The following is a 15789-nucleotide window of genomic DNA, read 5'->3' as shown; positions in this document are numbered from 1 at the left end:
GCGTTTGGCATGTCTTTTGTATGCTTAATCACCTTTTGTCTCCGTCACTCATAGACTGAGTTGAGCAATGGCGGAGGAGGGGAGATTGTGAGTAAAAACTTTCCGAAAGATGCATTGAAGGCCATTAACAAAAAAGGCGGCAAAAACATATCCGAAAATGCAGTGAAAAAGCTGGCAGGCACGGTAAAGCCGGACACGCTTCAAAGTGAAACACAGTTGCGTCAGCTTATAAAACAGGTGTCTGCGATGGCTAACATTCCGGTATCGGAAGATACAGTCAGGGATATTGTCGGAGCCGTCAAAAAGAGTGGAATGAATCCTTCCAATATGGAAGCGTTAATGAAAATGATGATGAAAAAATAAAACACTGGCCGCACGATGGTTCGTTTTTTTTACCGTGAACCGGGAAGGTTCGCGGTTTTTTTTATATTTTGAGGCAGGAAAGTGCTATTCCAGTACACAAAATGTCGAACTGCCATGTCGAACATGTTATAATGATGCCCATCAGGAAACGGGAGGAAAGACAGCAAAGGAGGAAAGGATGTTGAAGGAGGCAATATCATCAGTGTTAGTGGACAGGCTTCCTCATGATCTGGCAGTTGCGCTGGGTAGCTTGACTGAGAGCTGGTCAGCGGTGTCGGTTCCATGGATGCTGGGGGGGAGCTGTGCACTACTTGTGCAAGAAGTTGAATTGGATCGTCTGCCTCGGGACATTGATATTTATGCGGATATTCATGCAGCAAAGCTGTTACACGCGCACTCGCCGGGTGTGAGTATAGACCAACAGCAGGTTGATCGTAGCGGATCTTACGTTTCGTTGCTAAGCCACTATGAGCTGGAAGGATTTCCAGTCGAATTGGTGGGAGGATTTGAGGTTTTATGTGATGGAGCTTTATACCGCTTAGAGGTCGAGCGCCTACTCTGGTCGGCTGGGATACAGCTTGATCTGGAAAATACCTCATTGCGTTTGATGCCTCTCAGTCACGAGTTGCTATTCAATCTGTTGCGAAATCGCCCCGACCGCTATCAAGCGATTGCAAATGTCATGAAGCGAGACCCGCAACGACACATAGCGATACTAAAACAGCTATTGGTCCGTAACATTTGGAATAAGGAGCAGTTGGGCAAGCTTGGAGAGCTTCTCCCTTGGCCAGAACTTCACTCCTTCATCCGAATGAGTAATGAAATATAAGTTGCGTGCGTATTAAGAGGAAAGGTGAATGGAGGACCGTTCATGAATGTGCAGATTACGTTCCAGCCGTCAGGCAGGTGCGTACAGGTCAGTCGGGGTACGTCATTGCTCCAGGCTGCCCGTAAAGCAGGTGTGTATATTCCCACACGTTGTGATGGAAAAGCAGCCTGTCTGATGTGTAAGGTAGAGATAGCACCGGAACGGGCTGAGCTCGCTGGTCGCCCTAATGATGCAGAACAGCGTAAGCTGGGGCCTTTACTGAATGAAGGAATACGTTTATCCTGTCAGGCCCGTGCTCAGGGTGATATGGAGGTAACCATACCGGAGGATAGACTCAAGGCAGCTATTAGACGGCAACTGGAGCGTCAGGGGCTGGATGACGAACTGTGGTAATATCGATATATTCGTAGAACAAAAAAACAAAGGATATTTCTCGACGGTTAGAACGGTCTGAGAAATATCCTTTTTTTTATTTAAGTCTAGCAATAAAGTCATGGAGAAATCTTGCTGTGCATATATTAGGTGAGTGGACCCAAACGTAAAATATCGTTTCTGCATTGATCGCTGTTACGTAATCTATTTTTAAAAAACTAAACATATTTTACGGAGGGGATACATATGATGGTATCAGTCCAAATGCATGTACGAGTTTACGCCGTTTCGCCGATTCCATCAGTCTCCTGAATCTCGGCGGCGGACGACTTCCGGGCATTTTAAAGGCTGTTCTGCCGCATCTGGGATCAAGCAGTTGGTTGAACACGAAGCGGATGCTCTTTAAGCATTTTTCCTTCGGAGACTTTTGAGGAGGGGATTTCATTGGAGAAAGTGGACATTTTTAAAGACATTGCCGAACGCACCGGAGGAGACATCTATCTTGGGGTCGTCGGCGCAGTCCGAACAGGAAAATCAACGTTTATCAAGCGGTTTATGGAAACGATTGTACTGCCCAACATTACGAGTGAGGCGGACCGTGCCCGCGCCGTAGACGAGTTGCCGCAAAGTGCGGCAGGGAAGACGATCATGACGACGGAACCTAAATTCGTACCGAATAATGCCGTCCAGATCAAAGTAACGGAAGGACTGGACGTGAATGTACGTCTGGTTGACTGTGTAGGATACGCAGTAGAAGGTGCAAAAGGCTACGAGGATGAAAATGGTCCAAGAATGATCTCTACACCATGGTTTGAAGAACCCATTCCTTTTCAGGAAGCGGCAGAAATTGGTACACGTAAGGTTATTCAAGAACATTCGACACTCGGTGTGGTCGTCACTACAGACGGCACCATTGCTGAAATCCCGCGTAGCTCTTATGTAGAGTCGGAAGAACGCGTCATTGAAGAGTTGAAGGAAGTTGGCAAGCCATTTGTTCTGGTTATCAACTCCACGCATCCACGCAGTGATGAAACACTTCAACTCCGCAGTGAACTGGCTGCCAAGTACGATATTCCAGTCATGACACTCAGCGCGGCGACCATGACGGAAGATGATGTTACGGGTGTACTTCGTGAAGTATTGTATGAATTCCCGGTGCATGAGGTGAATGTGAACCTGCCGAGCTGGGTTATGGTATTGAACGAAAATCACTGGCTGCGTAGCAACTATGAAAATTCCGTTCGTGATACGGTTAAAGATATTCGGCGCCTGCGTGATGTAGATCGAGTCGTCGGCCAGTTTATGGAGTATGAGTTCATCGACAGGGCCGGATTAAGCGGAATGAATATGGGGCAGGGCGTCGCGGAAATCGATTTGTATGCGCCTGATGAGCTGTATGACCAGATTTTGGTTGAAGTCGTCGGGGTAGAGATTCGCGGCAAGGATCATTTGTTGCAAATGATGCAGGATTTTGCCCACGCTAAACGTGAATATGACCGCTTTGCCGAGGCTCTGGAAATGGTTAAGACAACAGGATATGGTATTGCTGCTCCATCACTGGCTGAGATGGCACTGGACGAACCGCAGTTGATTCGACAGGGAACAAGATTTGGTGTGAGGCTTAAAGCGACAGCCCCTTCCATTCACATGATCCGTGTCGATGTGGAGTCGGAATTTGCTCCGATTATCGGAACAGAGAAGCAGAGTGAGGAACTCGTGCGTTACCTGATGCAGGATTTTGAGAATGATCCAATCAAAATTTGGGAATCAGACATTTTCGGACGTTCGCTACATTCCATTGTGCGTGAAGGTATTCAAGGCAAGATTGCCATGATGCCAGACAATGCACGCTATAAGCTGCAGGAAACGCTGGGTCGCATTATCAATGAAGGTTCTGGTGGTCTTATTGCTATAATTCTTTAAGGCTAATCCATTACCAAAAATGTGTAGGGGAAATACCGTAGAGGGCTGACTGCTCTTTGCGGTATTTTTTTATGGGATTTGTAGTTTTTTGCCACGAGAGATTGCGAATTTTTCTATATTTAATAAAACCTATTTACATACTTGGTTTAACGCGATATATTAAGTATCAAATTTGAAACATATTAGTGGATGGAACGAGGGGGAAACAAATCATGTATATCCAAAAAGGGCTCCAAAAAAACAAGAAGCTAGGGCTCGGAGCCATCATGCTACTGGTGCTGATTCTGCTGGTCACAGCATGTGGCGCGCCGAAAACAGAGAGCGGCGCTCAAGGGACAGGCCCTGCAGGAACGAATACAGGAGACGGAAAAACAGATAGTTCGAATCTAAAGGGTAAACGGGTTGCCTTGATCATGGAGTTTAACACAGGTACGTTTTCGCAGCAGTATGTTCAAGGTGTGGAAGGTGAGGTTAAGAAATTTGGCGGTACGCTGACCAAGTTTGTTGCAAATAACGATAAGGCAAAAATGGCTTCTTTGCTAGATAGTGCAATTAATCAGCAGTTTGATGTTATTTTGACTGATCACGGTGACGCATTGCTGGAGCCAGGACTTAAAAAAGCAATTTCCCGCAATATTCCGGTTATCGTGTTCGATGCTGCGGTCAATGTTCCGGGCGCGGTAGTGCTTTCACAGGATGATCAAAGCATGGCGGAACTGACGCTGGAGCAAATGAAAAAGGACATCGGTGGCAAAGGAAACATTGTAAAGGTATGGGTTGCAGGGTTTGCGCCAATGGAGCGCCGTCAGGTTGCTTATGATGCATTTTTGAAATCCAATCCAGATATTAAAGAGATTGCAACTTTTGGTTCGGCTCAGAATCCTGCTTTGGATACGCAAGCCAAAATGGAAGCTGTGCTAAAGCAATATCCTAAGGGCGAAATTACGGCAGTTTGGGCGGCTTGGGATGAATTTGCCAAAGGTGCAGCTCGGGCGATACAACAAGCTGGGCGTACGGAAATTAAAGTTTACGGGATTGATATGAGTGATGAAGATTTGCAAATGATTCAGGACCCGAAAAACCCGTGGGTGGCTTCAGCAGCCGTCGATCCAACAGATATTGGACGTGTACAAGTGCGCTATGCATACCAAAAGTTGCATGGGGATAACCCTGAGGAGAAAGTTGTACTGAAGGCAGTATATGTGCAGCGCGAAGACTTGCCAGATAAGCAAATTTCCACATCCGAGTTGTCTCAATATGTGAAAGGATGGGGCAAGAGTGAGCAGGGTTACAAGGATTGGATGAAGGAATATGAAACGTCCAAATAAATTGATTCATAACGCAAATGCAAAGGCGCGCTTCGGCGCGCTTTTATCATAAGCGGGAGTGAGGGGGCACCATGAGTTCACAAGTATATACATTGGAGATGAAGAACATCAGCAAACGGTTTGCTGGTGTAGATGCGCTGCGAGCCGTGAATTTTACGGTTCAGGGTGGCGAAATTCACGCTCTGCTCGGTGCCAACGGGGCAGGGAAAAGCACATTAATGAAAATCTTGTCCGGTGCGTATCGTTTCGATCAGGGAGCGATCGTTGTGGATGGCAAGGAACTGATTATTAGTTCACCGTGGGAAGCCAAAAGAGCCGGAATTCACTGTGTGTATCAAGAAGTCGATTCGGCACTTGTGCCTCAGTTAACCGTCGCTGAAAACATTGTAATGGACGATTTGTCTGCACTTGATGGTCGGTGGTGGGTTGCACCAGCGTCCATGCGCAGACGAGCACGTGAGGCATTAGCGCGTCTGGAGGTTGATATAGATGTACGACGATACGTGTCTGAATTGACGTTAGCAGAAAAGCAGCTTGTACTCATCGCACGGATTCTGACACAGCAGGCGAATACTATCATTTTTGATGAGCCAACGGCACCGCTGAGCGAGGAAGAAACGAGGCGTTTGTTCCGCACGATTCATACCCTCAAGGATGAGGGAGTAGCATGTATTCTTATCACCCACCGATTGCCGGAGGTCATCGAGCACAGTGACCGTGTTACGGTAATGCGTGATGGTGAGCGCGTGTTCTCGGGACCTGCTTCTGATTTAAATGTAGGCGGCATTGTCACGTATATGCTTGGGACAACATTTGATGAGGAATTTCCGAAAACAGAGGCGCCTATTGGTGAAACGGTATTGGAAGCAAGAGGGCTCCGGAAGGGATTGCGGGTTCACGGTGTTGATTTGCAGGTCAGACGCGGCGAAATTCTGTCTATTGTGGGTTTGGTCGGTGCGGGCAAGACGGAGCTGTCACGACTTCTTACAGGGGCAGACAAGCCAGATGTGGGGGAACTGACCTTCAAGGGGCGCTGCATTCGTTTGCATGAGCCAGCGGACGCAGTAGCTCAAGGAATTGTGTCCATACCCGAGGAGCGGCGTAAGCAGGGGGTCTTGATTGAAGAAAGCGTGGAACGAAACCTTAGCCTTCCGCTCTTGGGCAAGCTGAGTGTTCTTGGTTTCATTAGTCGGCATAGAGAACGTAATAACGGTAATGGGGTTGTCGCCTCTCTTGGTATTAAGACGCCTTCACTGCGCCAGCATGTTAAGTATTTGAGCGGTGGGAATCAACAAAAGGTTGCGATAGGAAAATGGCTTCATTCTGGAGCGGATATCTTTGTTTTTGACGAACCAACCAAGGGTGTGGATATAGGGGCAAAAAGCGATATTTTCCGTATCATTGGAGAATTGGCAGCACAAGGAAAAGCAATCATTTATCTAACCTGTGAATTTGCAGAAGGTATTGGCATTGGTGATCGGATAGCAGTCATGTATGACGGGAAAATAATAAGGGAATTTGCGCGAGGCGAAGTCGAACAGGAACAGCTTCTGTTGTACGCCAGCGGTGGTGAAGAGGTGCATTCATGAAGGAAAAATGGTTAAATGTCTCGTTTCGTTACGGTGCTGTAGTGGTCATTATAGGTGTGTTGGCGTTTTTCTCAGCCACCTTACCTTATTTTTGGACGTATGATAATTTAATGGATATTCTTGGCTCAATTGCGATTGTAACTTTTGTAGCCATTGGTGTGACATTGTCACTTATCGTGGACGGTTTTGACCTGTCGGTTGGTGCAACGGTATCTTTGACGACAGTCGTCTCAGCTTCGTTGATGGTCTGGTATGAACAGCCTGTTGCAGTGGTCATTATTGTGGCTCTGGTTGTTGGAGCTTTGGTTGGACTATTAAATTCACTTTTGATTATTAAACTGCGTATCCCCGATTTGCTCGCAACTCTAGCCATTATGTATATTGTAAGCGGGGTTCATCAAACGTACGCACAGGGCTATACCATCTACAATCATATGCAGTTTCCGGATGGCAGCAAGGCCCCAGGCGAGATATCTCCAGCATTTCTTTTACTAGGTCAAGGTAAATGGTTGGGTATCCCGATTTCGGTTATTTTACTGTTGCTAGCTGTGGCAGCGGTGCATGTTTTCTTGACCTATACGAAGCACGGGCGTCAAATGTATGTAACTGGCGGAAATGAGGAGGCTGCTCGTCTGTCGGGTATACGGGTAAAAAAAGTCCGTACACTGGCCTATATTGCTTCAGGCGTATTTGCGGCAATTGCCGGTATTTTGTATGCTTCGCGTGTAGGATCGGGTCAAATTGACGCTGGCTCTCCCTTGCTCATGGAGGCGGTAGCTGCAGTATTCGTCGGCTTTTCAGTGTTTGGAGCGGGTAAACCCAATGTTATTGGTACATTTATTGGTGCGGTGTTGATCGGCGTATTAGTTAATGGACTGACCATGATGAATGTGCAATATTTTGCCCATGACATTGTCAAAGGAGTAGTGCTGGTGCTTGCGCTGGCTGTTACTTTTTACGTGCTGAACCGTCGTCGTACTTGAAATTGTCTGTCGACTGTATTACTATAAACCTTGTTCCACGCAAGAAGGGTGCCATAAAACGCCAGTTTCGGCCTATATGGCGGTGGTTAGGTATATTATATGTATATTTAACGACGAAACGGAAACAGATGATAACATTATGGAAGGCAGTATGCCGCCCGGGTTATTTTATACAGGCGACTTCATTATCGGTGGAGAACACCGATAACCTTAATGCTGGACTACACTTGAATTGGGAGGTGAATATGTTGAATAAAACGGATTTGATCAATCAGGTTTCTGAGAGCACTGAATTGTCCAAAAAGGACGTAACCAAAGCAATCGATGCAGTATTTGAGGCGATCGCTGGTGCACTGCAAAACGGAGACAAGGTACAACTGGTAGGTTTCGGGAACTTTGAGGTTCGTGAACGTTCCGCACGTAAAGGACGTAACCCGCAAACAGGAGAAGAAATCGAAATCCCTGCGAGCAAAATTCCGGCATTCAAACCGGGTAAAGCGCTCAAAGACGGAATTAAATAAGATTTCTTACATATTCCCAATGCGCTGAAAGGACCGTGAATTTGATTCACGGCCCTTTCTTTTTGTCCTATTTACTTTGTGGTAGTGGTGCCATGGACTGAAGAAGAGGAAGTTGTCCTGCCGTTTCGGGAGGCATAAGCGATCAGCACCAGGGGTTCACCTGTCAGCTCGGCAAATTCATGTTCCATCCGTTGAAGCTGCTCAATCTGTGCAGGACTGAGATTGGCGGGACGATAGTTTTCCATCAGATCCGTTCCTTTCGTTAATAGATGGGATTGCACAGATAGTATGGCACAGGAAGCACTATTTGTTGCAGGCAGCGTGGAAAGCATGTAGTTGACAAAACAATCTTAAATCTCCATCATAAAAATATAGTTTCGGCTCTCAGGGAGGAAAAGAACATGGAAGATAACGTGACGGGCAGCAGTGAGTACGTCGTAATTAAAGCAAAAAGCAACGGATGTCAGGTTTTTGGTCTGACCAGAGGTCAGGATACACGCCTGCATCATTCAGAAAAATTGGACAAGGGTGAGGTAATGATCGTCCAATTTACGGATCATACTTCTGCCATCAAAATCCGCGGCAAGGCCGTTGTGATGACCAAGCACGGGGTTGTAGATACAGAGGAGTAAAATGCAGGCATAGCCTGCTTTTTTTTGTTGTACAATGAGAGTGAGGACCTTTACCGTAGCAAACCCACATTATGGGGTAGGGGTCAGGGGAGGCTCTGATGAAACCTTGGACTGTACTCGGTGGTTCCATTCTCATAACCACCGCAGCAGCAATATTGCTGCCGTCCTTACAGATGCTGGACTCGGGTACCGCAGCAGTTCGTGAAACACAGGCGACAATTTCGCCCCAGCAACGAGTACTGCTGACGGATGACAATCTGGTAGATACACTGAATAAGCTTCCATTAACCACACCGATTGCAAGTGTAAGCTGGGAACATTCAGTCCTGACCCTGGATGTTAAGCTGTCCAAGGAAGAAACTACGCCACTGGAGATTTATCAAAACATGGCGGAGCTTGCCGCCTTTAGCTTCTACGGAACGTCGAATGTACGGCAATTGCTGTTGCGGGTGGTGACAGAGGACGAATGGTCAGGAGAACGCCATTTGCTGCTAGCATCCGATATACGCCGGAACGAGTGGACGAACGAGGCACTGGAACAACTTAGAAATCGGGAAGGCGCTGAACTGCCAGAAGATTTGAAATCTCGTTTCCGCATTACAGTAACGCCCATGTGGCAAAACAGGTTTAGCGGTGTATATACAAACTAGATGTTTTCTACCGCTGGACCTACAGTACTTTAGTCGCGAATCATTTTAAATTGTGATATAATATAAGGCATTGCAATTATTTGAGTATACCAGAAAGTCATGGCTCGGAGGCTTAGGATGAAACCGTATCGCGTACCTCAATTAGCAAGGAAATATGTGGAATACGACATGATTCAACAACATACGGAAATGCCGGCTTTTCCTGACAGCCGTACCCGTTTGCTGTTTGAGTTTTTGAACCGGAATGCGCAGGGGCTGCATGCCAGTGAGGATGAACTGTACGCTTTGGTTACATCACTTGTGCAGATGGGACTGGATACGCATGATATGATTGATACTTTATCCGGTATACGAAGCCCGGAAGAGATGCGTTCCAGACAGCTGAAAGTGTTAGCCGGTGACTACTTCAGCAGCCGTTTTTATCAGCTACTTGCACTGGCAGGCCGAATCGAGGCCATTTCGAAGCTGAGTGATGCTGTATGTGAAGTGAACGCAGGGAAAATGAGCTTGTACTGGGAGATGAAGCATTTTCGTTTGGATGCTGCTCAGTATTTATCTCAGATGGTTTGCTTCAAACAGGAGCTTTTTTTATCATTGACTTCACTTATTGCAGAACAGGATCAGGAAGTCTGGAAGCAGCTTCTTAACGAATTCGCTCTCTGTGATACGCTGGTGGAGGAATGGGGGAAGCGGGCAGAACCAGACAAGTCCCGTTTCGGATATATGTTCTGGCATATTTACGGTAACGGAGACCAGCATGAGCAGGCGCTGCTTTCAGAGGGTGGTACTGAAACAGAAGTTTGGCGTAAGCTTGTGCTGAAATACAAAGCCGAGGATGCGATACTGGACAAGCTTCGCACGGCTGTTACACACATCCGGCAGACCCTGTCAGATGAACAAAACACGGGGATTGAGGAATTTGAATGCATGCTTGAGCCTTTCCTAAAGCTGCTACATAGTTCGCACCCGGTTGTGAGGGAAGGTTAGGTGAACGTCATGGGATCAAGCGACACCAAGCCGAAAGAGCAATTCGTTCATGGCGTGTTTGAAAGTATAGCCGGTAAATACGATTTGATGAACGATATACTGAGCTTTCGCAGACATAAGGCTTGGCGGAAATTTACAATGAAAAAGATGGACATGCATCGCGGCGATACGGCAATCGATCTTTGTTGTGGGACATGTGACTGGACGCTTGCGATGGCGCGTGCAAGTGAAAGTGGTCACATCGTAGGACTGGATTTTAGCCAGAACATGCTAAATGTTGGCGAGCGAAAGATTACATCAGAATCCCGTGAAAAGCAAATCAAGCTTGTTCAAGGCAACGCGATGGATCTACCTTTTGAAGACAATTCATTTGATTATGCGACGATTGGTTTCGGTCTTCGCAACGTGCCTGATCTGCGCCGCGTGTTGCAGGAAATGCAACGAGTCGTTAAGCCTGGTGGGCAGGTCGTATGTCTGGAGTTGTCCAAACCTACTTGGCAGCCGTTCAAGGGAATTTACTACGCATATTTTCAACACATCTTGCCCATGCTCGGCAAATTGTTCGCCAAACGTTATGAGCAGTACAAATGGCTCCCTGATTCGTTGGCGCTTTTTCCAGGAAGGGATGAACTGGCTGACATCTTTCGTGAAGTCGGATTAAAGGATGTTCAGGCTCATTCTCTCACCGGAGGCATTGCGGCATTGCATATTGGAATCAAGGAGAGTCTGCATGTTTAAGAAAATTGCTATTTTTTTGGAAATGATTAAAATTGAACATACCTTATTTGCGCTCCCATTTGCATTTATGGGGGCTGTATTGGGGTCAGTTGTCGTGACGGACAACCTTCCCTCATGGCCGCAGATCGGTTGGATTTTGCTGGCTATGGTTGGCGCGCGTAGCGCAGCCTTCGGCTTCAATCGTATGATTGACCGTGTAATTGACGGGAAAAATCCGCGTACAGCAGGACGCGCCATCCCGGCAGGGCTGCTCAAATCGAGCGAAGTGGTAATTTTCATCATCGTTAGCTTGTTGTTGTTATTCTGGGCCTCATTCAAGTTAAGTCCGCTGGCGTTCAAGCTGTTCCCGCTGGCCTTTTTTATGCTTGTTTTTTACTCTTACACCAAGCGTTTTACTTGGCTGTGCCATATTGTACTCGGTTTGACCATTGGTTTGGCACCACTAGGCGCATGGGTTGCAGTAACGGGACAAATGGATTTGACAGCTATCGTACTTTATCTCACGATTGCATTTTGGACCGCTGGATTTGATGTTATTTATGCTTGTCAAGATATTGATTTTGACCAGAGTGAAGGGGTTTATTCTATTCCTGCCCGTTTTGGTGTAGCAGGTGCTCTGAACATCGCCCGGGTGTTCCATGTCATTACGGCGATCGGATTTATTGTGCTGTTCTTTATTGCAGATTTGAGCTGGTGGTATCTGGCGGGCATGATTATTTCATACATTATTTTATTTTATGAGCACTATATCGTTTCTCCAAAAGATCTAAGTCGCTTGCAGACGGCATTCTTTACGATGAACGGTGTACTTAGCATTGTCGTATTTGCTTTTACACTGATTGATTTGGTGGTGCGTCAATACTAATGAATAATCAGGTGAGCAACCATCAAGGCAAACGAATCGTTATTGGCATTACAGGTGCGAGCGGAAGCATTTATGGTGTACGACTGGTAGAGACACTGCTGGACTTGCAGTATACAGTTCACCTGATTGTTTCTAATGCTGGCTGGCGGGTATTGAAAGAGGAGCTGGGCTGGAATGTGACTGACCGGGAAGGAGCTTTGAATGAACAATTCGGAGACCGTCCCGGTTCTCTTGTATACCATCCCTTTACAGATATTGGAGCTTCTATTGCAAGTGGCTCTTATTTGGTCGATGCCATGATTATCATGCCATGCTCGATGGGGACGTTGTCAGCGGTAGCGCACGGTTCGTCTGATAATCTCATGGCACGTGCAGCAGATGTGATGATGAAGGAGAGTCGTCCGCTGATCCTTGTGCCTCGTGAGACACCATTGCATGCTATTCATCTGGAAAATATGCTTAAGCTTGCGAGACTCGGCGTCAAAATGATTCCGGCCATGCCAGCTTTTTATTTTCATCCAAAGACGCTGGATGATATTGTACTGTTCCTCGTAGGCAAAGTATTAGACAGCTTGCGTATAGAACATCAACTGTTTACGAGATGGGGGGATTCCGATGCCGATACCGGACACCAAGACAATCACAATCGGAAAAATTAAATATACAAACGCTTGGCCTATTTTTCATTACTTTAATCCTTCAGAGCTTCTCCATTCGGCGGAGATGGTTTCCAAAGTTCCGGCTGAATTGAATCGAGGCATGCTGACTGGGAGTTTGGATATGAGTGCGATGTCCTCCTTTGCGTATGCATCAGGTGCTGAGGAAATGCTGCTGTTGCCGGATTTATCCGTTAGTGCAGACGGTCCTGTCCAATCCATTTTACTATTTTCACGCAAGCCGCTAAACGAAATCATTAATGGCACCATTGCACTGACGAATACTTCAGCTACATCGGTAAACTTGTTGAAAATTTTGATGCAAAAGGCATGGGAAGGCCAGCCTACTTACTTTGACTGTGAACCAGATCTTGATTTGATGCTGGAACAGGCAGATGCAGGGTTGCTGATTGGAGATCACGCGATCAAGGCGTCCTGGCGAAGTGAAGGCCTGTATGTAACCGACCTCGGGGAAGAGTGGAAACGCTGGACGGGCTACAGCATGACATTTGCTGTATGGGCAGTTCGACGTGCTGTTGCTGCTCAGAATCCCGCTGCGGTGGCTGAAATTGCGAGTGCGTTCCGCGTAAGCAAGCAGCGTAGTCTGTCTGACCTGGCACCTGTTATTTCTGAAGCTTGCAAGGAAATTGGAGGTTCGGAAGATTATTGGGAGCGCTACTTTACGAATCTGTGTTATGATTTTGGAGAGAAGCAACAACAAGGTTTAGAGCTTTATTTTCAGTATGCATATGAACTGGGGCTGCTTGACCGACGAGTGAAGCCGCTTCTCTGGAGTGACAATACGCTGACACGGGTGAAAGAATGAAACGATTGGATTTGTTCGGTTTATTAAAAAAGGATATGAACTTCATAGAAGAAGAGCTGTACCGCAGCATTGACAGTAGGGAGCCGTTGATTAATGATACGTCGCTTCATCTGCTTAAAGCAGGGGGCAAGCGATTGCGTCCCGTGTTTGTATTGCTGGGAGGCAAGTTTGGAGAATATGATCTGGACAAGCTCAAGCGCATAGCGGTACCTCTGGAACTGATTCATTCTGCCTCTCTCGTTCACGACGACGTGATTGACGATGCGGAAATGAGACGCGGCCAACCCACCGTGAAGTCCAAATGGGACAATCGGGTGGCTATGTACACCGGAGACTACATATATGCACGAGCACTATCTATTGCTGCTGGACTGCCGAATCCCGATATTCACCGGGTGCTGTCTAAGGCGTTGGTACAGATGTCGATTGGTGAAATGGAACAAATACGTGATTTTTTTAATGTGGATCAGAGTGTGCGCAATTATTTGCTGCGCATACGGCGCAAAACGGCTTTGTTGATTGCAGTTAGTTGCCAATTGGGAGCTATGGCTGCAGGAGCACGGGAAAGAGTCAACTCTCTGTTGTACACCTATGGCTATAACGTAGGTATGGCTTTTCAAATTCAGGATGATTTGCTTGATCTGTGTGGAACAGAAAAAAAGATCGGCAAGCCACCAGGCAGCGATATGAGACAGGGCAATATTACTCTTCCGGTCATTTATGCGCTTGAACAACCCGAACTGCGGGATGATCTGCTGGCTGAAATCCGGCGAATTCAGGATGGGGACGGGCAAGGAGACGCCCGTAAAGCGGTGGATATGATCAAAAAAAGTGAAGGAATCACTAAAGCTGAAATTCTCGCCGACCGATATATTAATAAAGCGCTGAACGCGCTGGACTTACTACCAGATGTCAAAACAAAAAAGACGCTGCGCGATATTGCTCATTTTGTAACACGCCGCTCCTACTAAAGTTGTATTTTAGGTTTGCTGTGACAAAATACTTTAACCGTTTCCAAACTTTCTGTTACAATACAGATTAGTACTGTATAAATACATTAGATTGGATTGGGAGTGAGCCGATGGATCGTACGTTTTTGATGGTTAAACCGGATGGTGTACAACGCGGACTGATGGGACGTATTGTCAGTCGTTTGGAAGACAAGGGCTTCAAAATGGCGGCTGGCAAGCTTGTGCAGGTATCTAGAGAACAAGCAGAACGGCATTATGCGGAGCATGTGGGCAAGCCTTTTTTTGAAGAGCTTGTAGGCTTTATCACATCAGGTCCTGTATTTGCCATGGTTTGGGAAGGGGATAACATTGTTACGCTTTCCCGCTTGCTGATTGGTAAAACACAAGTAACCGAAGCTCTTCCGGGCACCATTCGTGGAGACTTTGCTGCACATACACCGTTTAACCTCATTCATGGTTCAGATTCACCGGAGAGCGCAGAGCGCGAGATTGCAAATTTTTTCACACCGGAAGAATTAGTTCGGTATGAAAAAACGGTAGCGACCTGGGTGTAAGTTTAATTACGTATGAAGAAGGATGGTAGCATGACAGATCTGGAACTGGGTCAGACGGACTCCGATTACACAGCGTTTATCCGCAAAATCAAAGACAGCACAGGTATTGATCTTGCACAATACAAAGAAGCACAGATGAAAAGGCGGTTAACGACGCTTCGCAACAAAAACGGGTTTCCCAGTTTTGTTTCTTTTTATGATGCCATGATGAAGGAAAAACCTCTATTCTATGAATTTCTGGATCGTATGACGATCAATGTTTCCGAGTTTTGGCGAAATCCTAATCGTTGGGAAGTGCTGCGGGATATCATTTTGCCACAGTTGCTTGTGGGAAAGCAGAAGCTTAAGCTGTGGAGTGCGGCCTGCTCGACTGGTGAAGAGCCTTATAGCCTAGCAATGGTTCTCGACGGTAAAGGAATTTTGGGGAATTGCTCCATTACAGCTTCCGATATTGATGATGGCGCATTGGCTAAAGCCAAGGAAGGTAAATATTTGGAGCGTTCGCTCAAGGATGTGCCTGAGCAGGTAGCTAGCAAATATTTTAAACCAGATGGTGCCATGTATCGGATTGATGACCGTTTAAAACAGGCTGTGAAATTTCAAAAGCAAAACTTGCTGCTGGATCGATTTGATGATGGGTATGATCTCATTATCTGTCGAAATGTTATGATTTATTTTACAGAAGAGGCCAAACATGCGTTATATCAAAAGTTTGCTGCCAGCCTTCGTCCCGGCGGTGTTCTATTTGTCGGCAGTACCGAGCAAATCTTTTCTCCTAACCAATACGGGCTGGAATCGACTGAAACCTTTTTTTATCGCAAAAAAGCATAAGCCTGTACATATCATCCATCGTTTCGTAGGAACTTATTTGTATCCTTAAGTAATGGATGGCTGGCTTATCAACAGCGCACGTCCTTTAGCTCTTCTGGCTGAAGGACGTGTTTTTTTGTTTATCTGCCTCACACGTGGCTTTTCTTGTCAAAGAAAGGTGCGTATACTATA

Annotated in this window: 20 protein-coding genes; 19 read left to right on the top strand and 1 reads right to left on the bottom strand. The window is 46.5% G+C overall.

Annotation, left to right across the window (positions count from 1 at the left end; all coding sequences use genetic code 11):
• The first annotated feature begins 87 nt into the window (after window positions 1–87).
• The 9 genes from OIU26_RS01665 to OIU26_RS01625 all read left to right on the top strand — a co-directional run bounded on the left by OIU26_RS01665 (window position 88) and on the right by OIU26_RS01625 (window position 7908).
• Window positions 88–363 (top strand): stage VI sporulation protein F, encoded by a 276-nt coding sequence (locus OIU26_RS01665; RefSeq protein WP_013371695.1) that lies wholly within the window; start codon window positions 88–90, stop codon window positions 361–363.
• Window positions 364–541: 178 nt separating this feature from the next.
• Window positions 542–1192 (top strand): hypothetical protein, encoded by a 651-nt coding sequence (locus tag OIU26_RS01660; RefSeq protein ID WP_264215783.1) that lies wholly within the window; start codon window positions 542–544, stop codon window positions 1190–1192.
• 42 nt (window positions 1193–1234) lie between these two features.
• Entirely contained in the window at window positions 1235–1585 is a 351-nt protein-coding gene (locus OIU26_RS01655) for a 2Fe-2S iron-sulfur cluster-binding protein (RefSeq protein WP_264215782.1), read from the top strand.
• A gap of 247 nt (window positions 1586–1832) precedes the next feature.
• Entirely contained in the window at window positions 1833–1970 is a 138-nt protein-coding gene (locus OIU26_RS01650) for a hypothetical protein (protein WP_013371690.1), read from the top strand.
• A 38-nt stretch (window positions 1971–2008) separates the two neighbouring features.
• Window positions 2009–3487 (top strand): stage IV sporulation protein A, encoded by a 1479-nt coding sequence (spoIVA, locus tag OIU26_RS01645; RefSeq protein ID WP_013371689.1) that lies wholly within the window; start codon window positions 2009–2011, stop codon window positions 3485–3487.
• A 212-nt stretch (window positions 3488–3699) separates the two neighbouring features.
• Window positions 3700–4815 carry a sugar ABC transporter substrate-binding protein gene (locus tag OIU26_RS01640; RefSeq protein ID WP_264215781.1) on the top strand — a complete coding sequence of 372 codons (1116 nt, stop codon included), beginning with the start codon at window positions 3700–3702 and terminating at the stop codon, window positions 4813–4815.
• Between the two features lie 71 nt (window positions 4816–4886).
• Window positions 4887–6404, top strand: coding sequence for a sugar ABC transporter ATP-binding protein (locus OIU26_RS01635; RefSeq protein ID WP_264215780.1), 1518 nt, complete (start codon window positions 4887–4889; stop codon window positions 6402–6404).
• The gene (locus OIU26_RS01630) at window positions 6401–7387 is read left to right on the top strand and encodes an ABC transporter permease (RefSeq protein WP_264215779.1); all 987 of its coding nucleotides are present in this window, start codon (window positions 6401–6403) and stop codon (window positions 7385–7387) included. The genes OIU26_RS01635 and OIU26_RS01630 overlap by 4 nt, the downstream gene beginning before the upstream one ends.
• Before the next feature lie 248 nt (window positions 7388–7635).
• Window positions 7636–7908, top strand: coding sequence for an HU family DNA-binding protein (locus OIU26_RS01625; RefSeq protein ID WP_014599981.1), 273 nt, complete (start codon window positions 7636–7638; stop codon window positions 7906–7908).
• A 71-nt stretch (window positions 7909–7979) separates the two neighbouring features.
• Here the strand turns inward: OIU26_RS01625 and OIU26_RS01620 are convergent, their stop codons facing one another.
• A complete protein-coding gene (locus OIU26_RS01620) occupies window positions 7980–8240 on the bottom strand; it encodes a hypothetical protein (RefSeq protein WP_040103479.1) in 261 nt (86 codons plus the stop codon).
• 69 nt (window positions 8241–8309) lie between these two features.
• Between OIU26_RS01620 and mtrB the strand changes: the two genes are divergently transcribed.
• From mtrB to OIU26_RS01570, 10 genes are all read left to right on the top strand, one after another.
• The gene (gene mtrB, locus OIU26_RS01615) at window positions 8310–8540 is read left to right on the top strand and encodes a trp RNA-binding attenuation protein MtrB (RefSeq protein ID WP_013371682.1); all 231 of its coding nucleotides are present in this window, start codon (window positions 8310–8312) and stop codon (window positions 8538–8540) included.
• 98 nt (window positions 8541–8638) lie between these two features.
• The gene (locus tag OIU26_RS01610; RefSeq protein ID WP_264215778.1) at window positions 8639–9190 is read left to right on the top strand and encodes a hypothetical protein; all 552 of its coding nucleotides are present in this window, start codon (window positions 8639–8641) and stop codon (window positions 9188–9190) included.
• A 117-nt stretch (window positions 9191–9307) separates the two neighbouring features.
• Window positions 9308–10177, top strand: a complete 870-nt coding sequence (locus tag OIU26_RS01605) for a heptaprenyl diphosphate synthase component 1 (RefSeq protein WP_264215777.1) — start codon at window positions 9308–9310, stop codon at window positions 10175–10177.
• Between the two features lie 9 nt (window positions 10178–10186).
• Window positions 10187–10915, top strand: a complete 729-nt coding sequence (locus OIU26_RS01600; protein WP_013371679.1) for a demethylmenaquinone methyltransferase — start codon at window positions 10187–10189, stop codon at window positions 10913–10915.
• Window positions 10908–11780, top strand: a complete 873-nt coding sequence (locus OIU26_RS01595) for a UbiA-like polyprenyltransferase (RefSeq protein WP_013371678.1) — start codon at window positions 10908–10910, stop codon at window positions 11778–11780. Before OIU26_RS01600 ends, OIU26_RS01595 begins: the two co-directional genes overlap by 8 nt.
• Window positions 11780–12439 (top strand): flavin prenyltransferase UbiX, encoded by a 660-nt coding sequence (locus tag OIU26_RS01590; RefSeq protein ID WP_264215776.1) that lies wholly within the window; start codon window positions 11780–11782, stop codon window positions 12437–12439. Before OIU26_RS01595 ends, OIU26_RS01590 begins: the two co-directional genes overlap by 1 nt.
• Complete coding sequence (locus tag OIU26_RS01585) at window positions 12396–13262, top strand: menaquinone biosynthesis protein (RefSeq protein ID WP_264215775.1); 867 nt, start codon at window positions 12396–12398, stop codon at window positions 13260–13262. Before OIU26_RS01590 ends, OIU26_RS01585 begins: the two co-directional genes overlap by 44 nt.
• Entirely contained in the window at window positions 13259–14233 is a 975-nt protein-coding gene (locus OIU26_RS01580; protein WP_025675655.1) for a polyprenyl synthetase family protein, read from the top strand. Before OIU26_RS01585 ends, OIU26_RS01580 begins: the two co-directional genes overlap by 4 nt.
• Before the next feature lie 110 nt (window positions 14234–14343).
• Window positions 14344–14787, top strand: a complete 444-nt coding sequence (gene ndk, locus OIU26_RS01575; protein ID WP_025675656.1) for a nucleoside-diphosphate kinase — start codon at window positions 14344–14346, stop codon at window positions 14785–14787.
• A gap of 30 nt (window positions 14788–14817) precedes the next feature.
• Window positions 14818–15618, top strand: coding sequence for a CheR family methyltransferase (locus OIU26_RS01570; RefSeq protein ID WP_264216249.1), 801 nt, complete (start codon window positions 14818–14820; stop codon window positions 15616–15618).
• Window positions 15619–15789 lie beyond the last annotated feature (171 nt).

The sequence above is a fragment of the Paenibacillus sp. BT-177 genome, assembly GCF_025846815.2.
GTDB lineage: Bacteria > Bacillota > Bacilli > Paenibacillales > Paenibacillaceae > Paenibacillus > Paenibacillus polymyxa_C.
Note: the sequence above shows the minus strand (reverse complement) of the source record. Positions and strands in the feature narration are given on the sequence as shown.

Coding starts and splice junctions, on each gene's coding strand:
- OIU26_RS01580 (WP_025675655.1), top strand. CDS start 13,259: ATGAAACGATTGGATTTGTTCGGTTTATTAAAAAAGGATATGAACTTC.
- OIU26_RS01650 (WP_013371690.1), top strand. CDS start 1,833: ATGTACGAGTTTACGCCGTTTCGCCGATTCCATCAGTCTCCTGAATCT.
- OIU26_RS01655 (WP_264215782.1), top strand. CDS start 1,235: ATGAATGTGCAGATTACGTTCCAGCCGTCAGGCAGGTGCGTACAGGTC.
- ndk (WP_025675656.1), top strand. CDS start 14,344: ATGGATCGTACGTTTTTGATGGTTAAACCGGATGGTGTACAACGCGGA.
- mtrB (WP_013371682.1), top strand. CDS start 8,310: ATGGAAGATAACGTGACGGGCAGCAGTGAGTACGTCGTAATTAAAGCA.
- OIU26_RS01590 (WP_264215776.1), top strand. CDS start 11,780: ATGAATAATCAGGTGAGCAACCATCAAGGCAAACGAATCGTTATTGGC.
- OIU26_RS01630 (WP_264215779.1), top strand. CDS start 6,401: ATGAAGGAAAAATGGTTAAATGTCTCGTTTCGTTACGGTGCTGTAGTG.
- OIU26_RS01570 (WP_264216249.1), top strand. CDS start 14,818: ATGACAGATCTGGAACTGGGTCAGACGGACTCCGATTACACAGCGTTT.
- OIU26_RS01600 (WP_013371679.1), top strand. CDS start 10,187: ATGGGATCAAGCGACACCAAGCCGAAAGAGCAATTCGTTCATGGCGTG.
- OIU26_RS01660 (WP_264215783.1), top strand. CDS start 542: ATGTTGAAGGAGGCAATATCATCAGTGTTAGTGGACAGGCTTCCTCAT.
- OIU26_RS01620 (WP_040103479.1), bottom strand. CDS start 8,240: ATGCTTTCCACGCTGCCTGCAACAAATAGTGCTTCCTGTGCCATACTA.
- OIU26_RS01635 (WP_264215780.1), top strand. CDS start 4,887: ATGAGTTCACAAGTATATACATTGGAGATGAAGAACATCAGCAAACGG.
- OIU26_RS01605 (WP_264215777.1), top strand. CDS start 9,308: ATGAAACCGTATCGCGTACCTCAATTAGCAAGGAAATATGTGGAATAC.
- OIU26_RS01610 (WP_264215778.1), top strand. CDS start 8,639: ATGAAACCTTGGACTGTACTCGGTGGTTCCATTCTCATAACCACCGCA.
- OIU26_RS01585 (WP_264215775.1), top strand. CDS start 12,396: ATGCCGATACCGGACACCAAGACAATCACAATCGGAAAAATTAAATAT.
- OIU26_RS01595 (WP_013371678.1), top strand. CDS start 10,908: ATGTTTAAGAAAATTGCTATTTTTTTGGAAATGATTAAAATTGAACAT.
- OIU26_RS01640 (WP_264215781.1), top strand. CDS start 3,700: ATGTATATCCAAAAAGGGCTCCAAAAAAACAAGAAGCTAGGGCTCGGA.